Genomic DNA, 25,464 nt, shown 5'->3' with positions numbered 1-25,464 from the left:
ACTGTCGGGTACGGCCGAAGCGGGTGCGACGGTCAACATCGACACGAACGGCGACGGCACGCCGGACGCCACCGTGACGGCCGACCCGAGTGGCGCGTGGACGTACACGCCGTCGACCCCGCTGCCGATCGGCACGGTGATCGGCGTGACCGCCACGGACGCGGTTGGCAACACCGGCCCGTCCGCGTCGGTAACGGTTTCAGACCTGACGGCGCCGGCCGCGCCGATCATCGGCACCGTGACCGACGACGTCGGCTCGATCGTCGGGCTGCTGACGACTGGCACGACGACGGACGACACGACCCCGACGCTTGCCGGTACGGCGGAAGCAGGCAGCACGGTGAGCGTGTATGACGGCACGACGTTGCTGGGCACGACGACAGCCGACCCGTCCGGAAACTGGACGTTCACGCCGACCACCGCACTGGGTGAAGGCGCACACAGCCTGACCGTCACCGCCACGGACACGGCCGGCAACGTGAGCCCCCCGAGCACGGCATTCGCGATCACGGTCGATACGACCGCACCGACTGCGACGGCCACGCTGACGACCCTGACCGACAACACCGGCGTGCCCAACGACTGGATCACCGGCGACACGACCCCGACCCTGAGCGGCACGCTGAATGCTGCGCTCGGTGCGGGCGAGGTCGTCCAGGTCAGCCTCGACGGCGGCGCCCACTGGACCAACGCGACCGTCAACGGCACGAACTGGACCTGGTACACGCCGGGCGTGTTGTCCGCGGCGAACTACACGGCGACGGTGCGCGTGGTCGATGCCGCCGGCAACCTCGGCCCGACGACGTCGCAGCTTTTCACGATCGATCCGAATGTCGCACCGGTCGTATCGGCGCAGGCATCGGGGAACCTGCTCGGGATCATCGGCGCGAACCTGCTCAACCTGATCGATTTCAGCACGCAGCAGGCGTTCTCCGCATCGGACTACAACAACAACCTCGATCACGTGACGCTGCACTACGGCGGATTGCTCGGCCTCGGCGCGCTGCAATTCAACGCGAACCAGGCGCTGGCGAACGAACTGGGGCTGCACTTCAACGTCGTCAACAACCCCGGAATCCTCGGCATCATCGGGCCGTCGTCCGACCTGACGATCACGGCGACCGACGGCGGCCCGATCGACAACCTGAGGCTCAACGAGTTTCTCGGTTCGATCACGCTGAACGGCGGGCTGATCAGCATCAGCGCGCTCGACAGCGTGACGATCTCCGCGACCGACAAGACAGGGCTGTCCGCATCGGCCACCGCCGGTCAGTTGCTGAACGCGAGCCTGCTCGGCTCGACGCAGTCGGCGTCGATCATCGAGGGGACGTCGGGCAGCGACACCGTCACGGGCACGTCCGGCAACGACCGACTGTACGGCTATGGCGGCGACGACGTGCTGAACGGCGGCGACGGCAATGACCTGCTGCGCGGCGGCGCCGGCAACGACACGCTGAACGGTGGCAACGGCAACGATATCCTGATCGGCGGCGCCGGTAACGACACGCTGACGGGCGGCGCCGGCACCGACGTGTTCCTGTGGGAAGTCGTCGGCGCGGACAACACCGGCGGCAACGGCCATGACGTCATCACCGACTTCCAGCTGGCAAGCGGCCCCACCGATACGAGCGGCGACAAGATCGATCTGTCGAAGCTGCTGGTCGGCTACACGGCCGACGCGGACGGGCCCGCGCACTACGTGGACGGCGTGCCCACGATCGATGCGGGCGACACGATCGGGCAGTTCCTGTCGGTGACGAACGTCGGCGCCGATACGGTGATCAGCATCGACCGCGACGGCGCCGGGACGGCGTTCGGTTCCGAAACCCTCGTCACGCTGAACAACGTGACGACCAACCTGGAGAGCCTGCTCGCGAACCACCAGATCATCGTCTGACCGCAGCGCCCCGGGGAGGCCGGCCTGCCTCCCCGACACGGCAGGCCCGTTCGCATCGCGACGCGGGCTCGCCCGACGCATATCCGTTCCCGCGTCATGCGCGGGGCCAGCTTTGCCGGACGGCTCGCCGCCGGCGTCCCGATGATGCTCAAGACAACCGCTTGCTCCAGATTCACAGTGCGTCGCGCCGCTCGCGCGGCGCGTGCCGTTTTTCATCCAGGCCATGTGTTGTTCGCGATCGCGCTGTTCGATACCGCCTCGGTGGCGTTCGCGTCATCGTCGTCGCCGCTGCCGAGCGGCCGACTGACCGATTCGTTCGAGACCGCGGTCCGCGTGCCGGCTCCTGCGGCCCAGGCTGCCGCGGCATCTCCCCCGCGTTCGTTGCCGCCGGGGTCTCCCCGGGGTGCCGCTCCGGCGATGCACACCGCGATGGCGCCGTCGTTCGTGCCGTTGCCGGCCGGCATGCCCGCCGCCGCCGCTGCCGCCCCGCGCCGGCACCTGGCGCCGCCATTGCCGCCTGCGGACCCGGCACGGCGCATCGTCCTCGCGAACCTGTCCCGTGCGATGGCGCCGGGCGACCTGCCATCACCGGTGCCGTTGCCGCACGACGGGGTGACGACGATCACGCCGGATCTGCCGGACGCATTCGACACGCCCGCCGCCGCGCACGCAGCGGATCCCGAGGATGCAGAGGATTCCGCCGGCGCATCGGGCGAAACGCTGCGCATCGCGCTCGATCGCCTGACGCTGCGCGACGCGGTCGGCGTCGCGATCGCGCGCCATCCGGACATCGGTCGCGCGCATGCGGAAGTGGCGCAAAGCCTGTCGGAGGTCGAGGTCGCGAAAGCGGCCTGGTACCCGAAGATCGACTATGGCGTGCGCCCCGGCTATGGCGGCAGTTTCGGCAGCAACGGCAACCGCACCGGCACGCGCGCCTCGATCGGCGTGTCGCAGTTGCTGTACGACTTCGGCCGTACGTCGGGCCGGATTTCCGCGGCGGACTCGACGCGCAGCCAGAAGCAGTACCAGTTGGCCGACACGATCGAGACGGTTGCGTATCAGACGGCGTCGACGTTCATCGAACTGGCCGCGAGCCAGGACGTCGTCGCCGCCGCGCGGCGCCAGGTCGCCGCGCTGAGCGACACGCGCACGAAGATTCTCGATCGCGTGCGGGCCGGACTGTCGGTTTCGTCGGACCGCAATCTGGTCGAACTGGCGATCCTGCATGCACAGGCGGAAGTGCTGAAGGCCAACACGCGCTTCGACGTCGCCGCCGCGAAGCTCACCGAACTGATCGGCGCCCGCCCGCGGCGCGTGGCGCCCCTCGGCGGCACGGTCGATTTCGTCGGCGATCTCGGCCACGCCGGCGGCGACATCGAACGCACGCCGTCGGTGCTTGCCGCGGCGGCGGCCGTCGATGCGGCCGATGCGCGCGTGCGGGTCGCGCAGGCGGAACGCTTTCCGTCGATCGGTATCGGCGCGAGCCGTTCGATATCGAGCGGCCGCCCGAACGCGACCAACGACACATGGATCGGTTTCGCGGTGAGCGGCAACTACTCGCTCGGCGGCCTGGCGAAACACCAGATCGCGGCCGCCGAAGCCGAACTGCGCGCGAACCGCGAAAGCCTCGAGAACCGGCGGCTCGTCACGCGCAGCGCGCTCAAGTCGGCGGAAATCGAAGCGTCCGGCGCGGCCGCGCGCCTGAACAGCTACGAGAAAGTGACCGCGCTGTCGCGCGCGTCGCGCGACCTGTACTGGCAGGAATACATCCTGAACAAGCGTACGTTGACCGACGTCGTGAATCCGGAGCGCGACATCTTCGAATCGGAAGTCGAGGCGATCAACGCACTGGCCGACGGCGCGATCGCGCGCATCAAGGCATACGTGGCAGTCGGCAAATTCGTCGAATTGCTGCGCGAACACGAGGGGAGTCGTCATGAATGATGCGTTTCGCGCCGGGCGCGATGCCGGCGCCGATATCGCGCGCTGGACCGACCCGCTGATTTTCGCGGCACGGCATCTCGGTCTCGCCGTTTCGCCCGAGCAGGTCCGTGGCGCGGCGTCGTGGGCGAGCGTCGCGGAGCCGGACGCCGCCGTCATCGAAGTCGCCGCGTCCGCGGGCCTGGCCGCGCAGTTCGTCGCGTTGCCGCCGGCACGGCTCACGCCGGCGATGCTGCCGGCGCTCGCCGTGTTCGACGATGCGCATGTCGGCGTGATCGTATCGGTCGCGGCGGAGCGTGCGGTCGTCCAGTTCGTCTTCGACGGCAAGCCGGTCGAACGCGCGATCGATCTGGACGCGTCGACGCCGGCGTGGCCGGCCCGGATGTTGATCGTCCACGAGCGGGTCGCGCGGCGTGATGAACGCGTCGACGGCTACCTGTCCGCCAAACCCGACACCTGGCTGCACGATCTGTTCTCGGCGCAATGGAAGGTATTGCTCGATCTCGGTGCCGGCTCGCTGTTCGGCAATCTGCTCGCGATCGCGACGTCGCTGTTCGCGATGCAGGTGTGGGATCGTGTGGTCCCGGCGCGGGCGACGCACACGCTGTGGGTGCTGGCTTCAGGCGTCGTGCTCGCGCTCGCGCTGGAACTGCTGCTGCGTACCGCCCGCGTATCGATCGCCGATCATTTCGGCAAGCAGGCGGATCTCAAGCTGTCCGCGATGTTCTTCGCGCGCGTGCTCGACATCCGCAACGACGCGCGGCCGCGCTCGCCGGGCACGCTGGTCGCCCAGCTTCGCGACCTCGAACAGCTGCGCGAACTGCTGACGTCGAGCACGATGGGCGTGCTGATCGACATCCCGTTCGTCATCACGTTCCTGTTCATCATCTGGCTGCTCGGCGGGCCGCTCGCGTTCGTGCCGCTCGCGGCGATCCCGCTGCTGATCCTGCCGGGCGTGCTCGCGCAAATCCCGCTGGCGAAGCTGTCGAACCAGGGGCTCGAGGAATCGGCGCTGCGCAACGCGATCCTGATGGAGGCCATCTATCGCGCGGAGGACATCAAGGCGTTGCAGGCGGAGCCGCGATTCCGGCAGCTGTGGGCGCGGACGAATCGCGTGAATGCCGATATCGGCTTGCAACAACGCCGGCTGGCCGGTCTGCTGGTCAATCTCGCGCAGACGGTGCAGCAGCTTGCGTACGCCGGCGTACTGGTCGCCGGCGTGTACGGCATCCTGGACGCGAGCCTGTCGTTCGGCGCCGTGCTGGCCTGTTCCATCCTGACGAGCCGCACGATCGCCCCGCTGGGCCAGATTCCCGCCGTGCTGTCGCGCATCCAGAACGTACGCGCGGGCAAGAAGGGGCTCGACAACCTGCTCGCGCTGCCGGTCGATCATGATCCGGCGGTCGATGCGTATCACAAGCCGGCGCTCGTCGGCCGATATCGCTTCGAGCAGGTCGGATACAGCTTCGATCCGCAGGCAAAGCCGGTGCTCGGTATTCCGAATCTGTCGATCGAGCCGGGCGAGCGGATCGCGATTCTCGGCCGGGTCGGTGCGGGCAAATCGACGCTGCTGCGGCTGCTCGGCGGACTCGCGACGCCGGTGCAGGGGCGCATCCTGTTCAACGACACGCCACTGCCGCTGATCGACGTCGCTGACGTCCGTCGCGACGTCGGGATGCTGCTGCAGGAATCGAGTCTCTTCTACGGCACGCTGCGAGAGAACCTGCTGATCGCGAATCCGCTCGCTACCGACGATGCGATGCTCGCGGCGATGAAGGTCGCCTGCGCGGACCAGTTGCTGTTGCGGCAGCCGCACGGCCTCGACCTGAAACTGCGCGAAAGCGGCCTCGGCCTGTCCGGCGGCCAGAAGCAGGCGCTGATGCTGGCCCGCGTGATTCTGCGTGCACCGAACGTGTTGCTGCTCGACGAGCCGACCGCGTCGCTCGACGAGGCGACCGAGCGCGCGATCGTCGAGCGCCTGCGGCAGTGGCTCGGCCATCGCACGTTGATCGTCGCGACGCATCGTTATCCGGTGCTGTCGATCGTCGATCGCATCATCGTGCTCGATGGCGGGCGCGTGGTGCGTGACGGTCCGAAAGACGAGGTGCTGGCAGCGTTGCGCGGTGCCGGCACGCCGGAGCCGGCGGCGGCTTCGCGCGCGCCGGCTGGCGAGTCGAGCCCGTTGCCGGCGCAGATGGCGGGAGAGGCACGATGAGCGATTTTCCGTGGTCGGCGCATCGCGCACGCGAAGCGGCACCCGCCCGGCGGATGCTGTGGCTGATCGTTGCTGCGCTGGCGATCTTCCTCGTGTGGTCCGTGTTCGCGAACCTCGACGAAGTCGCGGTCGGCGAAGCCAAGGTCACGCCGGCATCGAAAGGGCAGGTCATCCAGAGTCTCGAAGGCGGCATCCTGCTGGAACTGGCGGTGCGCGAAGGCGATGTCGTCGACGCGGGCCAGCGGCTCGCGACGCTCGATCCGGTGCTCGCGCGCTCGTCGATGGAGGAAACGCTGGAACGGATCACCGCATTGCAGGGCCGTGCCGCGCGGCTGTATGCCGAGATGAACGACCTGCCCGGCATCGAATTCCCGGCGGAACTGGCGAACGAGAAGGCCGTGACCGGGCGTGAGCGTCAGCTGTTCGTCGCAAACCGGCGCGCGTTTCGCGAGAACGTCGCCAACCTGCGCGAACAGTTGCGGCTCGCCGAGGACGAGCTCCGGATTGCGTTGCCGCTGTTGAAAACCGGCGCGACCAACGAGGTCGAGGTGCTCCGGTTGCGTCAGAAGGCCGCCGAATTCTCGACGAAGCTCGCAGCGGCGCAGAGCGAATACTACGTCGCGCTGAAAGCCGACTATTCGAAGACGATGGCCGATCTCGAACCGCTGCTCAAGGTTCGCGAAGGGCGTGCCGATCAATTGCGGCGGACCGTGATTCGCGCGCCGGCGCGCGGCATCGTGAAGGACATCCGGGTGTCGACGGTCGGCGGGGTGATTCCGCCGGGCGGCATGCTGATGGAGATCGTGCCGCTCGACGACCAGTTGTTGATCGAGGCGCGCCTCAGCCCGCGCGACATCGCATTCATTCATCCGGGGCAGGAGGCGACCGTGAAGATCACGGCGTTCGAGTCGTCGATCTACGGGTCGCTGCCGGCGAAGGTCGAGCGGATTTCGCCCGACACGATCGAAGACCAGGTCGACCGGCGCGTGTATTACTACCGCGTCTACGTGCTCACGCAGCACGCGTATCTGGAAACCCGCGACGGCAAGCGGCATCCGATCCTGCCGGGCATGGTCGCCACCGCGGAGATCCGCACCGGGCGCCGCACCGTGTTCGACTACCTGGTCAAGCCGCTGAACCGCGCAGCCGAGGCGTTGCGCGAACGCTAACGCGCCGGCGCGGCACGATCATGGGTGCGACGCCGAGTCGTTGCGTTCGGCATCCGGATACACGATCGTGCCGTCGTCCCGGATCACGGCGCCGGCCGTGAGCCGCGCGGGCTCCACGCGGTTGCGGCCCATGATGTGCAGCACCGTTTCGCCGCGCGCGATCAGGTAGTCGGACACGATGCGCCGGTGGCAGCGCCACCACACGGCTTCCGAACACATGATCGCGCAGCGCTGCTCGTGCCCCTGCGCGATCAGCCGGTCGAGGCCCGCATGAAACGCCGGCGACAGCGCATAGTCCGCGTAGCGGTGAAAGCTGCGGTTGGTCCAGAAACCGTTGACGTCGTCGGGTACGCCGCGCGACTTGCCGCGCAGGCCGCCGAGTTCGGCGATGTGTTCGTACGCGATGTCGGCGGCGGCGAGCGCGTCCGGCAGCGTCGCTTCGTTGAATTGCGGATTGGTGCGCGAACGCGTCATCTTGCGGATGTCCGCGAGCAGCGTGATCTCGACCGCATCGAGCAGGTCGACGAATGCGTCGAGCGTGCGGTTCGAATGGCCGATCGTGTAGAACGGGAGCGTCATGCGTCGTCCTTGCCGGCGATGCGTTCGAGCACGCGGCCGCGATGCGCGGCGATGTGCTCGGTCCGGTCGCTCTTGATCTCGTACTGCGGATCGTCGGGCGATGCGCGATGGCGATGCCCCTTGTAGTCGAAGTCGGCGGTATGGATCGCGATGATCGTGCCGGTCACGTAGCCGGCCTCGGAATTCCAGCGGACGTGGTCGCCCAGCCTGAATGGGGTGGTCATGCCGGGTGTGCCTCCTCGTGTCGATACGCGGTGGGTCGGTCTGCGGCCTTGGCGGTGCGCGCCGGAGGCCGCGAGGCAGAACATCGATGAATTCAGGACAAACTGGATGCGTGAACGAGAGTAGCGCGATTTCCGCCACCCGGGCGAATGTGCTTGAGCGGAAGCCGGCGTGTCTTGTGTAACGCCATATATCCGACGAGGCGCCGGCAAAAAGTTCACATCCGTTGTCCGTACGGTGGTAGCCGGGTTCGGAACAGCAATGTGTGGGAGGAATCGGGGTGATATCCCGGGACGAAATGACTCACCGGCAAGTCGGTGCGGCAGGCATTAACGGACCCACGGTGAATCGCAACTGCGTTACGTCGGGCTGTCGAGAGCAAAGCAACTGTTGCATCTTATCGGTGATGAAGATGTCGCGTCTTTCTTCATACCTGCCACGGCCTGGTCTCCTAGGTTGTAGCGCCCATGCCGGCGTGCCGGCATGCTCTCCTGGTCTCGATGACAACGTCATGCCGGAATTTTCCACTTCCAAACGGGACAGTCTTGTGGACCCAGGCTAGGGTCGGTTTCAACTTGAACGAAAAAATTCCAAGTTGGACGCATCTCGACAGTTGGGTCGGACTGATAGACTGTCGGTCTCACGCTTGCTCTCGTGAAATTGTCATGCTAGTTTTTCATGAAATTTCTCGGCGTAATTTTCACGGGAGTCCGCATGTTCGTGCAGTCCGACCGTCACGTCGCAAGCTACTACGCGGGCACCTACCCGGCGCCGATCCCGCATCGGCCGGTGCTGGACGAACGCGTCGACGCCGACGTGCTGGTCGTTGGCGCGGGTTTCAGCGGGCTGCATACGGCGCTGCGGCTCGCGCTTGCCGGCAAGCGCGTCGTCATGCTGGAAGCGAGCCGCGTCGCGTGGGCCGCATCGGGCCGCAACGGCGGACAGGCGCTGCTCGGCTGGTCGTGCGACATGCAGCCCCTCGAGGATGCGCTCGGCCGCGACGGCGCGCGGCTGCTGTGGAACAGCATGCGCTGGGCGGCGGCCGAGGTGCGCGAACTGCCGGCGCGGCACGGGTTCGACATCGACTACCGGCCCGGCAGCCTGTGGGCCGCGGTGCGGCCGCGGCGCGTCGCGATGCTGGCGCAGGCGCGCGACGAGGCGGCCGAGCGCTGGGGCTACGATCGGTTGCGCGTGATCGGGCGCGACGAGATGCCCGAATGGATCGGCGGCACGCGCTATCTGGCCGCGCTTCACGATCCGGAGGCCGGCCACCTGAACCCGCTGAAGCTCGCGCTCGGCCTCGCGCAGACGATCGAGCGCGCGGGCGGCCGCATCTTCGAACAGAGCCGCGTGCTCGACTGCCGCGAGACGGCCGGCGGCCACGTCGCCCGCACGACGCGTGGCGAAGTGCGCGCGGACGTGCTGGTGCTCGCCTGCAATGCGTACGTCGACCGGCTCGACCGTGATCTCGCGCGCCGGCTGCTGCCGGTCGGCACGTATCAGGTCGCAACGGCGCCGCTCGCACCCGACGTCGCGCGTGCGCTGCTGCCGCGCAACAGTTGCGTGATCGACAACCAGTTCGTGCCCGACTACTTCCGCCTGAGCCCCGACAACCGGCTGCTGTTCGGCGGCGGCTGCACGTATCTCGGCGGCATCCCGGCCGATATCGCGGCGGCGACGCGCCCGCACCTCGAACGCGTGTTTCCGCACCTGGCCGGCGTGCCGCTCGACTACGCGTGGGGCGGTCACATCGACATCAGCATGCGCCGTACGCCGGACATCGGCCGCCACGGGCAGCGCTTCTGGCTGCAGGGTTTTTCGGGGCACGGCGTGCTGCCGACGCTCGCCGGCGCGCGCGCGGTGGCCGACGCCGTGCTCGGCGACACCCGTCTGCTCGCGCAGTACCAGCGCATCCGCAACCCGCGCTTTCCCGGCGGCGGCCGGCTGGCCGCGCCGCTCGAAGCGATCGGCAAGGCCTGGTACCGTTTGCGCGATACCGTTTGATTGCACCGGAATCCATCATGAACGAACAGGAAGAGATAGAAAGTCTGGCGATCCTGATCCGCGACCTGCGCAAGCATCGCAAGGTCACGCTGAACGATCTCGCCGAACGGATCGGCCGCTCGGTCGGCTTTCTGTCGCAGGTCGAGCGCGGGCTGTCGCGTCCGACGGTCGCGGATCTCACCGCGATCGGCGAGGCGCTCGGCGTGCCGACCACCTATTTCTACAGCCTGAGCAAGCCGCGCAGCGTGCCGTGGGTCACGCGGCCCGACGAACGCCGCACCGTGTATTACGCGGCCGGCATTACCGACATCCTCGTGTCGCCGAACATGCGGTCGCGTTTCTCGATCCTCGAAAGCCATCTCGGGCCGGGCGCGAGCAGCGGCGAGCGGCCGGTCGACGACAGCGACGAGCAGGGCGGCTTCGTGCTCGAAGGAGAACTGACGATCTGGATCGACGGCGACGACACGCCGGTCACGCTCGGCCCGAACGATGCGTTCCAGCTGCCCGCGCACAAGCGCTTCCGCTACGCGAACCTGACCGACGCGCCGACGCGCGTGATCTGGGTATTCACCTGAGTGGTCGGCGGGGCGGGCGGTGTTGGAGGCGGCCCCGCCGCGCAGCCTGTTTGCAGTACTGATCGACATGCGGCGTGCGTTGCGCCGTGCGCCGCCCGAATCCGGTTCGCCGCGTTGCGGCACCGCCATACAAGACATGGAAAGGATGAGACATGGCTGACGTCGTTCCCGCGCTGGTCAGTGAAGTCCGCGCATTCCGGCAGGCGCACCCCGAGATCCGTTATGTCGACCTGATCTGCCTCGACCTGCCCGGGCACTTCTACGGCAAGCGCTATCCGATCGATGCGCTCGAGAAAGTCGCATCGGGCTCGCTGCTGAAGCTGCCGCAGAACTGCGTGCTGCTCGGCACGCAGGGCGGCCTCTACAAGATCGGCGACTACTGCTTCAACGACGGCGATCCCGATGCGCCGCGCCGCCTGATCCCCGGCACGCTGAAGCCCGTGCGCTGGGAGCGGCAACCGCTCGCGCAGATGCTGATCAGTTCCGATGGCACCGATTCCCCGATCGAATTCGAGCCGCGCGAGGTGCTCGCACGCGTGCTGCGGCGCTTCGCGGCGCGCGGCATCCGGCCGGTCGTCGCATTCGAGCTCGAGTTCTACCTGTTCGCCGCGCAGCTCGCGGACGGGATGCCGCAGTATCCGCGCGACCGCCTGAGCGACGACCGCGACGATCAGCCGAACATGCATATCGAGCGCCTGTCGCGCTTCTCCGACGTGCTGCACGAGATGGTCGAAGCCGCGTGCGAGCAGGGCGTCGATGCGACGGTGATCACCGCGGAGCTCGGGCCCGGCCAGTTCGAGATCAATTTCGGGCATACCGACGACGCGCTGCGCGCGGCCGACTGGTCGGCGCTGTTCTGTCGCAGCACGCGCGGCGTCGCGTTGCGGCACGGCTATCGCGCGAGCTTCATGGGCAAGCCGTATTTGCATGCGCCGGGCAGCGGCATGCACGTGCACGTGAGCCTGTATGACGACGCGGGGCGCAACCTGCTTGCGGCGGACGGGCAGCGGCCGTTGCGTCACGCGGTGGCCGGCTGCCTCGCGCTGCTGCCGCATTGCATGCCCGTGTTCGCGCCGAATCACAATGCGTTCCGCCGCTACGGGTCGATGGTGAACGCGGCGAGCCGCGCGAGCTGGGGTTTCGAGGATCGCGACGCGTGCATCCGCATTCCCGAGTCGGACGCCCGCAACCTGCGGATCGAGCACCGGCTCGCGAGTGCGGATGCGAACCCGTACCTGGTGCTCGCGGCGATTCTCAGCGGGATGGAGCACGGACTCGATGCGCGCCTCGAGCCGATCGCGCCGCTCAACGAGGATCGCGGCAGCGGGATCGATTTTCCGAAGGAGATGCTGTCGTCGGTCGCCGCGATGCAGGATCATCCGGCCGTGCGCGACGGGCTCGGCAGCGAGTTCGTGATGGTGTATTGCGAGAACAAGCGGCAGGAGGAATTGGATTTCCGCAATGAGATCGGCGCGCGGGAGTATCGCTGGTTTCTGTGAGCCGATGCCGCCGTCCGCACGGCTTATCGTCCGCGCGCCTGTTCCATCGGCAGGTGCGCGCCCCACGCGTTCGTCAGCGCTTCGATTTCGGCGACCGGATCGATCCGTTGTCGAGCGCTGTCGCTTACGTCGTCGCTGAATAACAGGTGCGCGAATTCACGCGCACGCTCGGTGATCGCGGCGGTTTTCCCGCTGCGCCGCAGCGTGAACGCCGCAAGCGCCGCATCGAGATCGCCGCCGTTGGCTGAATCGTATTCGTCGAGGCACCGGGCAAGATGCCACGCATCTTCGAGCGCCTGGCAGGCGCCTTGTCCGGAGGTCGGGAGCGGCGCGTGCGCGGCGTCACCGATCAGCAGTACGTTGCCGCGGTGCCATGCGTCGACCGGATCCAGATCGTGCACGCGGATCTTCGTGAGCGTGTCCGCTGGCGTCGCACGTATCACGTCCGTGACGGGCGCCGGCCACGGCGCGAAGCGCCGTTCCAGCATCCCGCGCGGATCGTCTTCCGCCGTATCGCACCTGTCGGCTTCCGGCCATGCCGCCGCCCAGTACACGCGATGCCGGTCCAGCGCGACGATGCCGAAGCGTTCGCGCGTGCCCCAGTAATCGAATATCGACACTTCGTCGACCAGCGGCGCATTGCTTTGCGCGACGCCGATCCAGTTGACGAAGCCCTGATAGACGGGGGTGTTGTCGCCGACCACATGACGTCGCGCGACGGAGTTCATGCGGCCGTCCGCGCCGATCACGAGATCGGGGGCGATCGTCGTGCCGTTGTCGAAGCGAACGACGGCACGACCGTCCGCGCCGGTATCGATAGCCGTTGCGCCGTGGCCGAAGCGGACCTCGATGCCGCGCGCGGCGAGGTGCCGGGTCAGCACGGCCTGCAGGTCGCGCCGCAGGATCGACACCGTCGGGAAGCCCATGCGGCGGTCGAGCGCGCCGATCTCGGTGGCCTTGAGCAGGGTGCCGTGCCGGTCGATGCGCCGCATCGCATGCAGGCGGCCGCCGGCCTCGACGATGTCCGGCAGCAGGCCGAGCTGGGTGAGGACGAAGCCGGCATTCGGCCACAGCACCACGCCTGCGCCCATCGTCGATTCCGCCGGCCTGCGTTCGTACAGCCGGATCTCGTGGCCGCGCCCGGCGAGCGCGAGTGCGGTGCTCATGCCGGCCACGCCGGCGCCCAGGATTGCAATGTTCATGACGCTCCTTGCCTGTGTCGTGCGAACGCTCGCTGGCACGCGCGTGCGTGCCCGGGCGTCGCATTGACGGGATGAGCATCGTAAATTATGGTCTCTGGCGGGATAAGCCATCGAAATCGGCAGGCTTTGATACCTCCAACGGGATAATGATGCGTAGCAAGCTGGATCTGAATGCGGTGCGTGTGTTCGTGACGGTCGTCGATGAAGGCAGCTTTGCCGGCGCCGCGCGCATGCTCGCGCTGCCGGGTTCCAACGTGAGCCGTCATGTGGCGCAACTGGAGTCGCGGCTCGGCGTGCGCTTGCTCGAGCGCAGCACGCGGCACCTGCGGATGACCGAGGCCGGGCGGTTGCTGCACGAGCGTGCACGGCCGATGCTCGACGCGCTGACGCAGGCCGAATGCGAGCTGACGTCGCAGCAAACGGAATTGCGCGGCGTGTTGAAGCTTTGCGTCCCGGGCGAAATCGGGCCGCGCATGCTGGGGCCGATCGTCGCGGAATTCGCGAGCCGCCATCCGCGTGTCGAGATCGACTGCGATACCAGCCTCGCGGGCATGTCGACGCTGCGCGACGATATCGACCTGTCGATCATCGTCAATCGCGGCAAGCTGGACGACAGTGCGTTCGTCGTCAGGCCGCTCGCGAGTTTGCCGAGCGTCGTCGTGGCCGCGCCGTCACTGGTCGCGCGGGTCGGGATGCCTGGCCTGACGGAGCAGCTCCGGCAGTTGCCGTGCATCACGACGTTGAGCACGCTGAAAGGGCAGCCGTGGCAGTTCGCCGATCGCGACGGACGGATTCACAAGATTCCGGTGGCGAGCCGGTATCGCGTCAATAGCGGCGAGATGGCGGGCCTCGCGGCGGTGAGCGGGATCGGCTTCGCGATTCTGGTCGAACGCGCGTGCGCGGTGGAGCTGGCCGAAGGGCGGCTGGTGCGCGTGCCGCTGGAGATGGCGCCGGCGCCGCTGCAGCTGCATGCCGCTTACGCGAGCCGGAATTCGGTCAACGCGAAGATTCGCGCGCTGCTGCAGCTGATGCAGGAACGATTGGCGACGGAGGAGGCGCTGCCGTCATCGCGACCGCTTCGGTAGGGCGCGCCAGTAGCGCACTTCCTCGATCGGCGTACCGTCGATCTCGAAGGTCTTGATGTCGTCTTCGGCGACGAAACCTTCGCGTTCGTAGAATGCTCTTGCCCGACGGTTTTTGACCAGCACCCACAGCGACACCCATGCATGACCCGCGTCGTGCAGCGCCCGGCATGCATGGTCGACCAGCCGCGCACCGATCCCTTGCCCGCAATGCGCAGGATGCAGATAGATCGCTTCGATTTCGCCCCACGCCCGGTCCTTGTCGGCGTCGCGTGTCGGGCCGTACGCGATCCAGCCGGCCGGTGCGTGGTTCGCGAACGCGAGCGCGACGCATGGCCGGCCCGCGTCGAGTACCGCGCGCCACGCGGCCGTGCGCTTTTCGACCGACAGGCCGGCGAGGAACGGGGCCGGCATGATGTCCGTGTAGGTCGCTTGCCACGACGCGACGTGGATGCCGGCGATGGCCGGTGCATCGGTGGCGGTGGCCGCGCGGATGTCGATCGTCGTCGTATTCGATGCCATGCGCCCTCCGTGTGGCCGGTTGCCGGTCGCCGCGCTGCCGCCTGCCGGATTCACGTCGCCGGATCCAGGCTGGCGTCGATGGCGAAACGGTAGTGGATGTCCACGTGCGATGCGTTGCCCGGTGCGTCGGTTTTCTTCAGCACGAACTCGAACGCGGGTTCGAACCAGCCGTCGCATGCGATTTCTCCGCCGAGGATCTCGACGTCGTACCAGCCGTTGTCGATTTCAATGACGGGCCGGCCCGGTTCGCGATAGCGCGCAAGCAGCGCATTCACCGTGTCGTCGGTGAAACGTTCGAGAATGCGCCACGTGTAGAGCATCACCGCACGATGCGCGACGCGCAATACGTATCCACCGCGCCGATGCTGCAGACGACTGCCTGCTTTCAGCAATTCGGGCGTGCCGTCGTCCAGCGTGAAGATGACCGTATATGGATGATTCTCGATGCCGGCCAGCGGAATGACGATGCCTTCGAGCACCGCGTGGTCGCCGCTGTCGCCGGTCGTGAACGCCGACGCGACGTCGTCCGGCAGCCCGTGTTCGTCCTTGTAGCGCTTCAGCAGCAGAAGATCGCCGACGAGAAAGTAGTCGATCAGATCGTTGAGGACTTCGGCGAATTGATGCCGCATCGTCGTTCCTTTCGAGCAGCGTGCCGTGCCGCGACGTGCTTCGCGGCACGGCACGCGTGGCGACCTTATTCGCCGAGCTTCGACGTCACGCAGCCGGTGCTCGAGCATTCGCGCTCACGCTCGCGCAGGAACGACAGTCGCGATTGCGTCATGTCGTTCGCGCACTGGATGTCGACGAGGTAGCTGCTGCCGCGCGTTTCGCTGCACTGCGCATCGCGTTGCTTCAGCCACGCGAGCTGGCCGGCCTTCAGCGTCGCCTGCTGGTCGCCGCTCAGTTGCTTGCGCAACCGGCCGTATTCGTCGTTGAGATCGCGGTCGGACTGCGAGAACTGCGTGCTCGTGCAATAGACCTGGTCGAACGCGCTGCGCGGCTTTCCGCAGCCGGCCGCGTGCGCGGCGAACGGAACGGCGAGCGCGAGCAACGCGCAGGATGCGAGCAGATTCTTTTTCTTCATGATGATGCTCCTGACTGGGTGAAAACCGTTGAACGCGACGGGCGAGACCGTCGTTATTGCGGCGTCGTGCACGCGTCGATGCCGCCCGCGATCGCGGCGGACAGGCGCTGGATCGTCTCGCGGCGCGCGAGCCGCGCTTCTTCGTCCGGATTGACGATCACGCCGGCTTCGACGAGCACGGCCGGAATCGGCGCGGTGCGCAGCACGACGAGATCGTCGAAGCGGTGGATGCCGAGTTGCGGGTCGATCAGCGGACGATTCTCGCCGCGGATCGGCTGCGCGTGATACAGCGACGGCCGTTCGCCGGCCGCGACCAGCCGCTCGGCGATCGCCTTCGCACAACGCAGGCTCTCCGCATAGTGCGGATTGCGCTCCGACACGAACACCGAGAAGCCGCGGAATTCGCGCTGCCGGCCCGCGTCGATGAACTGCTGCTGCATCGAGTCGTGATGGATCGACACGAACAGGTTCGCGTCGGGCGCCTGCGTCGAGCGCTGATTGAGCGCGATCTCGCGACCGTCCGCCGACGTGCGCAGCACGCGGTCGCCGTGCGCGGCGAGTTTGTCGGCGACGGCGCCGGACAGGTCGAGGTTGTACAGATATTCGACGCGGCCGCTGGCGCCGGTGGAGCCCGGATGCGCGGGCGTATGGCCGGTGTCGACGACGATGTAGCGGCCGGACGCGGGCTCGGTAACGATCGTGGCGGCGGTGTCGGCCGCGTGCAGCGCCAGCGGCGCGCCGAGCAGCGGGGCGCACGCGAGCATGCGCGCGGCGGCGCGCACGAGCGGGCGAAGGCGTCGGAAGGTTCGGTTCGTCATTGTTGTTGTCGAGAGGGCGGACGGCGCATCGAACGGCGCGCCGCCGTCGGCCTGCTCAATGCAGTCGGAATGTCGCGCGATTATAGCGGGTGGCGGCGACGCCGCAATGACGCGCGACGGTTGTCAGGCGAGCACGCGATGTGCCGCCAGCATGCCCCAGTACGACGCTTCCTCGAACAGCGACAGTCCGGACAGGTCGGCATGCGCGAACACGACGGGGCCGTCGGCATCGCGCAGCGCGAGCAGCCCCGGCCGGCTCAGGAAGCCGACGTCGGGCGTGGCCATCGCATGGCCGCGGACGGTGATCTCGAGCGCGGTCGCATGCTTCCACAGCTCGCGTCCGTACACGGCCTGCAGGTCGATCGCCGCCTGCTCGCGCAATGCGTCCGGCTTCGCCTGCGCGAGCCAGCGGCGCGTATCGTCCGGCGTTTGCGTGCTCAATGCCTGATAGGCGGAGAACACCGAGCGCGTCGGCGGCGACATCCGGATCAACTGGTGCGTCGACACGACGTAGCCGAGCCCGGCGCCGTCGTAGACGACGTTGTCCCACGCGAGCGGCACGCCCGCTTCCTCGGCCGGCATGCCGTCGAGCAGGAAGTTGGACACGAGCCACGGCGCGCGCGGCGGCAAGTCGCGCGCGGGCTCGAAGCCATACGCGGCAAGCAGTTGCGGGAATACGCGCGCCGCGACGAACAGCGGCATCGCACATACGACACGGCGCGCCTTCAGCGTGAACGTCGACAGCGTGCCGTCGTGACCGACGCGTGCGCACAGCACGTCGACGCCGCCCGCGCGTTCGGTCGCGCGCACCGCGAAGCCATCGCGCGACCACGTGTTCGAGCCGGTGCGCGCGGCGATCGACTCGCTCAGCTTCGTCACCATCGTGTGCAGCCCGTCGGGCCAGGTCAGCACCGCGCCGTCGCTCGCATCGCCCGCATGGCCGCCGCGCGACGAGAAATAGTGCAGGCCGGCCCAGGCGGAGACATGCTCGTAGCCGGCGCCGTAATCGTCGCGGCAGCAGTAGTTCAGATACCAGTGCAGCGCCTTCGCGGTGTAACCCTCGTCGTGCAGCCACTGGCGAAACGAGCGCCGGTCGAGTGCGCGCCAGCGCGGGTCGCGCGACGATTCCGCGATCGGGATGCAGAACACCTTGCGGCCGTCGGCGCCGCGTGCGGTGCGCAGCCCGTCCGTGTACGCGAAGAAGCGCGCCTGCTGCGCGAGCGCGTCGGCGTCGAGGCCGGTGGCCGGCACGATGCCGTCCTGCCACTGTCCATCGATGAACAGGCGTTCATCCGGTGCGTGGACGAGTGCACGCTCGTCGTACACGGGGCGCGCGGAGAACGGCGCAGATTCGATCACGCCGAGATCGGCGAGCATGTCGCGCAGATGCGCGGATTCGAGCGACGGCAGCGGCAGGTAGTGCGCGCCCTTCGGATAGCCGAGCACGCCGAAACGCCCGCCGGCCGCGTTGCCGCCGAATTCGGGGCCGGCGAGCACCGTGAAGCGCGTATGGCCCGCGCGCGCGAGCTGCCATGCGCACGACAGCCCGGCCGCGCCGGCGCCGAGAATCGCGACATCCGTGTCGATCGTGCCGGACGGCGCGGGCAGCGCGGCATGGTCGCGCAGCGCATGGCCTTCGCGCATGCCGGGGTAGTCGACGCGCGGCGTCGTCTCGATCCAGCCGGTGCGGCCGCATGCGGCGAGCGACGCGGCCGCCGATGCGACGAGGAACGTGCGGCGATCCATCAGCGCAGCACGTGCTTCCAGTCGTCGTCGAAGCGGCGCACGAGCGGCTGGTCGTTGAGTTCGTTCGGCGACATCGACAGCGCCGGCATGTCGGCCGGGAAGTGGAACATCTCGGTGGCCGTTTGCGTATCGAGCCAGCGCGTCGGCACCGAGTAATGCGTCGGCACCGTGAAGTTGCGGCGCTTGCCGGCGATCACGAAACCCCAGTCGCCGAACGACGGCACGTAGCAGTGGTATGGCCACGTGTTGAGCCCGGCTTCGTGCAGCGTCGCGATGATGGTCCAGTACGCGTGCGGCGCGAAGTACGGCGAGGTCGACTGGATCACCGTGTAGCCGTTCTCCGACAGGTGGCGCGCCAGCAGCCGGAACACCGGCACCGAGTACAGGCGGCCGAGCCCGAAGTTGGTCGGATCGGGGAAATCGACGACGATCGCGTCGTACACGTCGGCATTCGATTCGAGCCAGCGCACCGCGTCGTCGTTGATCACGTGCACGCGCGGGTCCTTCAGCGCGCCCTGGTTCAGCTTGACGAGCGGCACGGACGTCGAGAACAGCTTCGTCATCGCGGGGTCGAGATCGACGAGCGTGATTTGTTCGAGGTTGCGGTGCTTGAGCAGTTCGCGCACCGCGAGGCCGTCGCCGCCGCCGAGCACGAGCACGCGCTTCGCCCACGGCAGCGCCTCGATCGTCGGGTGGATCAGCGCTTCGTGATAGCGGTGCTCGTCGCGCGACGAGAATTGCAGGTTGCCGTTCAGGTACAGCCGCATGTCGTCGTGCCATTGCGTGAGCACGATGCGCTGGTACGGCGTCGTTTCCGAATAGATCGTCTCGTCGCCGTACACGCCGTGCTCGGCCCAGTGCGTGATGCGGTCCGACAGCGCGAATCCGGCGACCAGCAGCCCGATCACGAGCGATGCGCGCATCAGCTTGCCGCGCACGTTGCGGATCTCGTCGCGGAACAGGTGCGTGGTCCACAGTGCGACGAGTGCGTTCAGGAGGCCGAACAGGAAGCTCGTGCGCAGCAGGCCGAGACGCGGCGCGAGCACGAGCGGGAAGATCAGCGACACGGCCAGCGAGCCGAGATAGTCGAAGGTCAGCACCTCGCTGACGGTATGGCGGAACGCCTGGCGTCGCTGCTGGAACGCGCGCATCACGAGCGGAATCTCCATCCCGATCAGCAGGCCGAGCGCGAGCACCAGTGCGTAAAGCGCCGCACGAAACGGCGCGGCGAGCCAGGCGAACACGACGAACAGCAGCGCGGCCGACACGCCGCCGAGCAGGCCGACGAGCAGCTCGATGTCGACGAAGCGGTCGAGCACGTCGTCGTCCTCGACGAACTTCGCGAGCCACGAGCCGATCCCCATCGCGAACAGGTAGCAGCCGATCACCGACGAGAACTGCAGGATCGAGTCGCCGAGCAGGTAGCTCGACAGCGCGCTGCTGATCAGTTCGTAGCCGAGCCCGCAGGACGCGAGCACGAGAATCGACAGGACGAGCGCGCGCTTATGCAGCATCGCGCATCCGTTGTGCAGTGTTCGGCAATGTGGATATACTGGCGCGGATTTTCGTCTGGCGGCCCCGTGCGGGCCGGCCGGCGACGGGGCGGCGAACCGAGCACAAAATCCGAGGAAAAGAATGAATAGTGCCTATCTTTATGCGGTTCATTTACTGTCGGCGTTCGTGCTGCTTCTCGTGTTCGCGGCAGTGTACCTGAAGGTCACCCCGTTCGACGAACTGGCGCTGATCCGCGACGGCAACGCGGCCGCGACGCTGTCGTTCGGCGGCGCACTGATCGGTTTCTGCCTGACGCTCGCGTCCAGCATCGCGCACAACGCGACGCTCGGCGAAGTCGTGATCTGGGCCATCGGCGCGATGATCGTGCAACTGATCGCCTACGCGGTGCTGACGCGCGTGATGCCCGGCATGAATCATGCGATCGAGGATCGCAACGTCGCGATGGGCGGCCTGATGGGCACCGCGTCGCTCGTCGTCGGCATCATCAATGCCGCCTGCCTGACCTGACGCGCCACGCGTTCCGAGGAGACCGACATGAGTCTGGGTTCATTCATCCGCAAGCAGTTCATCGACGTCCTGCAATGGACGGAAGACACCGACGGCGTGCTGGCCTGGCGCTATCCGATGGAAGACCAGGAAATCCAGTACGGCGGCAAGCTGACCGTGCGCGAAACGCAGGTCGCGATCTTCGTCAACGAAGGCAAGGTCGCCGACGTGTTCCAGCCGGGCCTCTACACGCTGGAAACGCGCACGCTGCCGGTGCTCACGAACCTGAAGAACTGGGACAAATTCTTTCAGTCGCCTTTCAAATCGGACGTCTACTTTTTCAGCACGCGGCTGCAACTGGGCCGGCGCTGGGGCACCGCGCAACCGGTGACGATCCGCGACCGCGAATTCGGCTTCGTGCAGCTGCGCGCGTTCGGCATCTACTCGTATCGGATCGTCGATGCGGCGGCGTTCCATCGCGAGGTCAGCGGCACGCGCGCGGCATACACGGTCGACGATCTCGAGCAGCAACTGCGCAACCTGGTCGTCACCGCGATGAGCACCACGTTCGGCTCGGCCGACGTGCCGTTCGTCGACATGGCCGCGAACCAGTCGCTGCTGTCGCAGCGTGTCGCCGAGGCATTGGTGCCGGTGTTCACGCGCTACGGGCTGGCGCTCGACGCGTTCGCGGTCGAGAGCGTGTCGCTGCCGGCCGAACTGCAGAAGGCGCTCGACCTGCGGATCGGTGCCGGGATGGCCGGCGATCTCGCGCGCGCCACGCAATACCAGACCGCGCAGGCGATTCCGCTCGCCGCGCAAAACCCGGGCGGCATCGCCGGGGTCGGCGCGGGGCTCGCCGCGGGCGCGGCGATCGGGCAGGCGATGGCCGGCCAGATCGCGGGCGCCGCGCAACCGGCACAGGCCGCACCGCCCGCGCCCGTTGCCGCGCCGGTGGCCGCCGCGCCGGCCGAGAGCACCGATTATGTGCAGCGGCTCGAGCAATTGAAGGCGCTGTTCGACAAGGGCCTCGTGACCGAAGACGAATATTCGCGTGCGAAGGCCGAGATCCTCGCGAAGCTCACCCGGTAAGCGTCGCGCATGTTCCGTACCTCGTGCCCCCAGTGCGGCGCGCCGGTCGAGTTTCGCTCGGCCGCGGCGGTGATGGCCGTCTGCGCGTTCTGTCGCAGCACGCTGCTCAAGCGCGGCGCCGACGTCGAGCGCATCGGCGAACTGGCCACGGTACTCGACGATGCGTCGCCGATCCAGATCGGCACGGCCGGCCGCTACGACAAGCGCGCGTTCACGGTGCTCGGGCGCATCCAGATGACCTACGACGCCGGTGCATGGAGCGAGTGGTACGTCGTGTTCGACGACGGCGCGTTCGGCTGGCTGTCGGATGCGTCGGGCCAGTACGCGATCACGGTGCGCGAACCCGACGATGCGTCGGGCCGCGCATGGCCCGCATTCGACACGCTCGAACCGGGCATGCGGATCGACCACGGCGGCCGCGCGTTTCTGGTGTCCGACGTGCGCACCGCGCGCTGCACGGGCGGCGACGGCGAGCTGCCGTTTCGCGTCGATGCCGGCTGGGAGGCGCGCGTCGCCGACCTGCGCACGGGCAATGCATTCGCGACCTACGACTATTCCGACGCCGAACCGAACGGCGGCATCCCGGCCGTCTATGCGGGCGAGGCGCTGGAATTCGACGCGCTCGCGTTCACCGGGTTGCGCGACACCGAAAACGATACGCGCGACAAGCGCGGCGCGGAGCTGGTGCCGTTCGCGTGCCCGAGCTGCGGCGCGCCGCTGTCGTATGCACCGAACGTGGCCGACTACGTCGTGTGCGGCAGTTGTCACGCGGGCGTGCAGTGCACGGCGGAGCAGCAGACCGTGTTCGCGGCGCGGCGCAAGCTCGAATCGGTGAAGGGCGCGCTCGAACTCGGCGCGATCGGCACGTTCGACGGCGTGAAGTACACGGTGATCGGCATGATGCGCTGCCGCGTGCCGGGCGACGACGAGACGTGGGACGAGTACCTGTTGCTGAACCCGAAACGCGGCTTCCTGTGGCTCGTGCAGAGCGACGGGCGCTGGGAACGGGTGCAGGTGCTCGACCATTGGCCGACGATCGGCGGCGAATCCGGCAACGTGACCGACGACGGCAAGACCTACCGGCTGCGCGAGGAATACGAATCGGAGGTCGTCTACGTGGTCGGTGCATTCAACTGGCGCGTGCAGGCGGGCGATCGCACGTCGATCATCGACTACGGCTGGCAGAAGGACAAGCTCACGCGCGAGCGCAGTGACGCGGAGATCGTCTGGTCGCGCGCGCGCCCGCTGTCGGGCGGCGCGCTCGCCGAGCGCTTCGGCACGCCCGCGCTCGCGGCGGCCACGCCGGCGGCCGCCGGCGCCACCGAATCGATGGGCCTGTTCGGCCGAAAGGGGCCGCACAGTTTCGCGCCGCTGCCGTTCATGTTCAGCGCGTTGCTCGTGATCTTCAACATGGGCTCGCTGTTCTCGTTCACCGGCCGCTCCGTCTACGTGCTGGTCGGCCTGCTGGTGCTGTGGCTGCCGGAATGGCTGTGGAAGCGGTTTGCGCCGGACGGGGGCAACGCGTGATCCGGTACATTCTCTACGGCATCTACGGCCTGATCGTCGTCACGCTGTTCAGTTGTTCTTCGATCGGCGGCAGCGGTTCGGGCGGCGGCGGGTGGGGCAGTTCGTCGGCGCGCAGCGGCTACTCGTCGTACGGGTCGCACAAATGACCGCACGCGACGGGATCGTGTCGCCGGACGCGGCGCTCGGCTCGCACGTGCTGGCCGACCTGGCCGGCATCGATGCGACGCTGCTGCGCGACGCCGCGCGGCTCGAAGCAATCCTCACCGATGCGGCGCAACGGGCCGGCGCGCGCGTGATCGGCGCGCATTTCCATCATTTCGGCGGCGAGCATGGCGTGACGGGCGTCGTGCTGCTGGCGGAGTCGCACATCACGATCCACACGTGGCCCGAGCATCGCTTCGCGGCCGTCGATGCGTTCATGTGCGGCGCGGCGCGTGCCGCCGACGCGGTCGATGCGATCGCTGCGGCGCTCGGCACGCACGCGCAGGTCCGGCAGCAGGTGGCGCGCGGCGGGCTGGCGGCCGCCCGGCGTTTCCCCGGCTTCGGCGAATCTGGCAAATAGCCGATGGCGCAGCCGGCTTACGCCGGTCAGCGCGGCAGTGCTTCGGCTTCGGCCCAGCGCTTGAACGAATCGAGACGCCGGCGGGTCTGCACGAGATAGAACGCGCCGATCAGCGGTTCGAGCAGCCAGCGCAGCCAGGACGGCTGGGCGCGGAAGTGGTACGTGAACTTCACCTCGGTCGATCCGGCCGTGCGCTCGGTGAAGTTCCAGCTGCCGCTGAAGCGTTCGAGCACCTTCGGCCCTTCGACCATTTCGACGGCGGCGACCTGCGGCGGACGGTACGAGATGTAGCGCGACACCATCGTCGCGCCCGACTGGCTGCGGCAGAACGCGTCGACGCCGACGTCGGCGGTCGTGCCGTCGAGCAGATAGGCATCGATGAGGAAGTTGTCCCAGACGAGCCGCCGCCCGTAGTCCTGCGACCACGTGAACAGGCGTCTGCGATCGACGCCGACGGTCCGGCTGACGGATATCCTCATGAGGGCGGGCGCCGCGGCGCGGATTGGGATGAAATCGAGTGTAACTCGCCAATAACGCGTGTTTCGTCAGACTTCGTCAAGTCGAGCGCGGGCTCGAATCAGCTCGATTGACGTCCCTCGGGAATTCCCCTAGGATTCATCTCAACCCTTCGGGACAGACCCGGAGCGTTTCAATCTCTTGAGGGAGCCTCATGAGTACGCAACAGAACCGGCGCTTCGACGCGCTCGTTTTCATTGGTCGTTTCCAGCCTCCGCATCGTGGTCACCTGAACGTGCTGAAGTCGGCACTGAGCCGGGCCGAGCGCGTGTGCGTGCTGATCGGATCGACCGACAAGCCCCGCACCATCAAGGATCCGTTCTCGTTCGACGAGCGTCGCCAGATGCTGGCTTCGCTGCTCGACGCGTCCGAGCGCGATCGCGTGACGATTGCCCCGCTGCAGGATTCGACCTACAACGACGGCGACTGGGTGCGCTGGGTGCAGGATGCGGTGGCCGTCGCGCTCGGCGACGTCGCGCAACGCAAGGTCGGGCTGATCGGCCACGAGAAGGACGCCACCTCGTATTACCTGCGGATGTTCCCGCAATGGGAGCTCGTCGACGTCGATGCGACGGAAGACATTTCCGCCACCGAGATCCGCGACCAGTATTTCGCCGAACGCACCAACAGCTTCGTGCAGTGGGCCGTGCCGGAACCCGTGTTCGGCTGGCTCGAGCGTTTTCGCACGCAGCCGGAATTCGCGCAACTGAAGTCGGAAGCCGAATTCATCGCCGCGTATCGCAAGGCGTGGGCGGCCGCGCCGTATCCCGTCACGTTCGTGACGGTCGACGCGGTGGTCGTGCACTCGGGCCATATCCTGCTCGTGCGCCGCCGCAGCGAACCGGGCCGCGGCCTGTGGGCGCTGCCGGGCGGCTTCGTGAACCAGGACGAGCGGCTCGACGCGGCGTGCATCCGCGAGCTGCGCGAGGAAACCGGCCTCAAGCTGCCGGAACCCGTGCTGCGCGGCTCGATCAAGGATCGCCAGGTGTTCGATCACCCGACGCGTTCGCTGCGTGGCCGCACGATCACGCATGCGTGCCTGTTCAACTTCCCGACTGGCGAGTTGCCGCGCGTGAAGGGCAGCGACGACGCCGACAAGGCGCGCTGGGTCCCGCTCAACGAATTCGCGCAGATGCGCAACGTGATGTTCGAGGATCACTTCGACATCGCGTATCACTTCCTGGGGAAGCTGTGACGCGCTGATTCCCCGCATC

24 protein-coding genes are annotated in these 25,464 nt (G+C 67.6%); 14 read left to right on the top strand and 10 right to left on the bottom strand.

Annotated features, from left to right (window positions below; all coding sequences use genetic code 11):
* From H0X90_RS29810 to H0X90_RS29795, 4 genes are all read left to right on the top strand, one after another.
* A partial coding sequence (locus tag H0X90_RS29810; RefSeq protein ID WP_196438317.1) for an Ig-like domain-containing protein occupies positions 1-1,897 on the top strand: 1,897 nt, incomplete at its 5' end.
* A gap of 417 nt (positions 1,898-2,314) precedes the next feature.
* Positions 2,315-3,841, top strand: a complete 1,527-nt coding sequence (locus tag H0X90_RS29805) for a TolC family protein (RefSeq protein ID WP_227739691.1) — start codon at positions 2,315-2,317, stop codon at positions 3,839-3,841.
* The gene (locus H0X90_RS29800) at positions 3,834-6,053 is read left to right on the top strand and encodes a type I secretion system permease/ATPase (protein ID WP_077189472.1); all 2,220 of its coding nucleotides are present in this window, start codon (positions 3,834-3,836) and stop codon (positions 6,051-6,053) included. The genes H0X90_RS29805 and H0X90_RS29800 overlap by 8 nt, the downstream gene beginning before the upstream one ends.
* Positions 6,050-7,222 (top strand): HlyD family efflux transporter periplasmic adaptor subunit, encoded by a 1,173-nt coding sequence (locus H0X90_RS29795; protein ID WP_006490268.1) that lies wholly within the window; start codon positions 6,050-6,052, stop codon positions 7,220-7,222. The genes H0X90_RS29800 and H0X90_RS29795 overlap by 4 nt, the downstream gene beginning before the upstream one ends.
* 18 nt (positions 7,223-7,240) lie before the next feature.
* Here the strand turns inward: H0X90_RS29795 and H0X90_RS29790 are convergent, their stop codons facing one another.
* Both H0X90_RS29790 and H0X90_RS29785 read right to left on the bottom strand, forming a co-directional pair.
* Complete coding sequence (locus H0X90_RS29790) at positions 7,241-7,801, bottom strand: DUF488 family protein (RefSeq protein ID WP_077189473.1); 561 nt, start codon at positions 7,799-7,801, stop codon at positions 7,241-7,243.
* Entirely contained in the window at positions 7,798-8,025 is a 228-nt protein-coding gene (locus H0X90_RS29785) for a DUF2945 domain-containing protein (RefSeq protein ID WP_034202065.1), read from the bottom strand. The genes H0X90_RS29790 and H0X90_RS29785 overlap by 4 nt, the downstream gene beginning before the upstream one ends.
* Positions 8,026-8,737: 712 nt before the next feature.
* Here H0X90_RS29785 and H0X90_RS29780 point away from each other — a divergent pair.
* The 3 genes from H0X90_RS29780 to H0X90_RS29770 all read left to right on the top strand — a co-directional run bounded on the left by H0X90_RS29780 (position 8,738) and on the right by H0X90_RS29770 (position 12,101).
* Positions 8,738-10,027: an FAD-binding oxidoreductase gene (locus H0X90_RS29780; RefSeq protein WP_006492916.1), complete on the top strand. Its 1,290-nt coding sequence runs from the start codon at positions 8,738-8,740 to the stop codon at positions 10,025-10,027.
* Between the two features lie 17 nt (positions 10,028-10,044).
* Positions 10,045-10,602, top strand: coding sequence for a helix-turn-helix domain-containing protein (locus H0X90_RS29775; RefSeq protein ID WP_006490367.1), 558 nt, complete (start codon positions 10,045-10,047; stop codon positions 10,600-10,602).
* A 152-nt stretch (positions 10,603-10,754) separates the two neighbouring features.
* On the top strand, positions 10,755-12,101 hold the full coding sequence (locus tag H0X90_RS29770; RefSeq protein ID WP_006490374.1) for a glutamine synthetase family protein: 1,347 nt from the start codon (positions 10,755-10,757) through the stop codon (positions 12,099-12,101).
* 23 nt (positions 12,102-12,124) lie between these two features.
* Here H0X90_RS29770 and H0X90_RS29765 read toward each other — a convergent pair whose 3' ends face one another.
* Positions 12,125-13,303, bottom strand: coding sequence for an FAD-dependent oxidoreductase (locus H0X90_RS29765; RefSeq protein WP_048989399.1), 1,179 nt, complete (start codon positions 13,301-13,303; stop codon positions 12,125-12,127).
* A gap of 149 nt (positions 13,304-13,452) precedes the next feature.
* Here H0X90_RS29765 and H0X90_RS29760 point away from each other — a divergent pair, with 149 nt between their 5' ends.
* Positions 13,453-14,388 (top strand): LysR family transcriptional regulator, encoded by a 936-nt coding sequence (locus tag H0X90_RS29760; protein WP_006498961.1) that lies wholly within the window; start codon positions 13,453-13,455, stop codon positions 14,386-14,388.
* Here the strand turns inward: H0X90_RS29760 and H0X90_RS29755 are convergent.
* The 6 genes from H0X90_RS29755 to H0X90_RS29730 all read right to left on the bottom strand — a co-directional run bounded on the left by H0X90_RS29755 (position 14,368) and on the right by H0X90_RS29730 (position 20,069).
* Positions 14,368-14,907 (bottom strand): GNAT family N-acetyltransferase, encoded by a 540-nt coding sequence (locus H0X90_RS29755; protein ID WP_077189474.1) that lies wholly within the window; start codon positions 14,905-14,907, stop codon positions 14,368-14,370. The two genes, H0X90_RS29760 and H0X90_RS29755, sit on opposite strands and share 21 nt — an antisense overlap.
* A gap of 50 nt (positions 14,908-14,957) precedes the next feature.
* Positions 14,958-15,536: a hypothetical protein gene (locus tag H0X90_RS29750; RefSeq protein ID WP_077189475.1), complete on the bottom strand. Its 579-nt coding sequence runs from the start codon at positions 15,534-15,536 to the stop codon at positions 14,958-14,960.
* 65 nt (positions 15,537-15,601) lie between these two features.
* Complete coding sequence (locus H0X90_RS29745; RefSeq protein WP_006480817.1) at positions 15,602-15,991, bottom strand: lysozyme inhibitor LprI family protein; 390 nt, start codon at positions 15,989-15,991, stop codon at positions 15,602-15,604.
* 53 nt (positions 15,992-16,044) lie between these two features.
* A complete protein-coding gene (locus tag H0X90_RS29740) occupies positions 16,045-16,809 on the bottom strand; it encodes an N-acetylmuramoyl-L-alanine amidase (RefSeq protein ID WP_006490270.1) in 765 nt (254 codons plus the stop codon).
* 123 nt (positions 16,810-16,932) lie between these two features.
* Positions 16,933-18,555, bottom strand: coding sequence for an FAD-dependent oxidoreductase (locus H0X90_RS29735; RefSeq protein ID WP_006490256.1), 1,623 nt, complete (start codon positions 18,553-18,555; stop codon positions 16,933-16,935).
* Positions 18,555-20,069 (bottom strand): polyamine aminopropyltransferase, encoded by a 1,515-nt coding sequence (locus H0X90_RS29730; protein ID WP_006490298.1) that lies wholly within the window; start codon positions 20,067-20,069, stop codon positions 18,555-18,557. Before H0X90_RS29730 ends, H0X90_RS29735 begins: the two co-directional genes overlap by 1 nt.
* Positions 20,070-20,190: 121 nt before the next feature.
* Between H0X90_RS29730 and H0X90_RS29725 the strand changes: the two genes are divergently transcribed.
* The 5 genes from H0X90_RS29725 to speD are packed head-to-tail and all read left to right on the top strand — an operon-like array spanning position 20,191 to position 23,734.
* Positions 20,191-20,577, top strand: a complete 387-nt coding sequence (locus H0X90_RS29725; RefSeq protein WP_006490342.1) for a DUF350 domain-containing protein — start codon at positions 20,191-20,193, stop codon at positions 20,575-20,577.
* Positions 20,578-20,604: 27 nt separating this feature from the next.
* Positions 20,605-21,645 carry an SPFH domain-containing protein gene (locus H0X90_RS29720; RefSeq protein ID WP_006498966.1) on the top strand — a complete coding sequence of 347 codons (1,041 nt, stop codon included), beginning with the start codon at positions 20,605-20,607 and terminating at the stop codon, positions 21,643-21,645.
* 9 nt (positions 21,646-21,654) lie between these two features.
* A complete protein-coding gene (locus H0X90_RS29715; protein WP_077189477.1) occupies positions 21,655-23,172 on the top strand; it encodes a DUF4178 domain-containing protein in 1,518 nt (505 codons plus the stop codon).
* On the top strand, positions 23,169-23,318 hold the full coding sequence (locus H0X90_RS29710) for a hypothetical protein (protein WP_006491192.1): 150 nt from the start codon (positions 23,169-23,171) through the stop codon (positions 23,316-23,318). The genes H0X90_RS29715 and H0X90_RS29710 overlap by 4 nt, the downstream gene beginning before the upstream one ends.
* Complete coding sequence (gene speD / locus H0X90_RS29705) at positions 23,315-23,734, top strand: adenosylmethionine decarboxylase (protein ID WP_077189478.1); 420 nt, start codon at positions 23,315-23,317, stop codon at positions 23,732-23,734. The genes H0X90_RS29710 and speD overlap by 4 nt, the downstream gene beginning before the upstream one ends.
* A gap of 26 nt (positions 23,735-23,760) precedes the next feature.
* Here speD and H0X90_RS29700 read toward each other — a convergent pair whose 3' ends face one another.
* Complete coding sequence (locus H0X90_RS29700) at positions 23,761-24,213, bottom strand: SRPBCC family protein (protein ID WP_006491214.1); 453 nt, start codon at positions 24,211-24,213, stop codon at positions 23,761-23,763.
* Between the two features lie 191 nt (positions 24,214-24,404).
* Between H0X90_RS29700 and H0X90_RS29695 the strand changes: the two genes are divergently transcribed.
* Positions 24,405-25,445 carry a bifunctional nicotinamide-nucleotide adenylyltransferase/Nudix hydroxylase gene (locus tag H0X90_RS29695; RefSeq protein ID WP_012339666.1) on the top strand — a complete coding sequence of 347 codons (1,041 nt, stop codon included), beginning with the start codon at positions 24,405-24,407 and terminating at the stop codon, positions 25,443-25,445.
* Positions 25,446-25,464 lie beyond the last annotated feature (19 nt).

This window comes from Burkholderia sp. 9775_39, assembly GCF_015712225.1.
GTDB classification, from domain to species: Bacteria; Pseudomonadota; Gammaproteobacteria; order Burkholderiales; family Burkholderiaceae; genus Burkholderia; species Burkholderia cenocepacia.
This window is presented reverse-complemented; position numbering and strand designations above follow the sequence as displayed.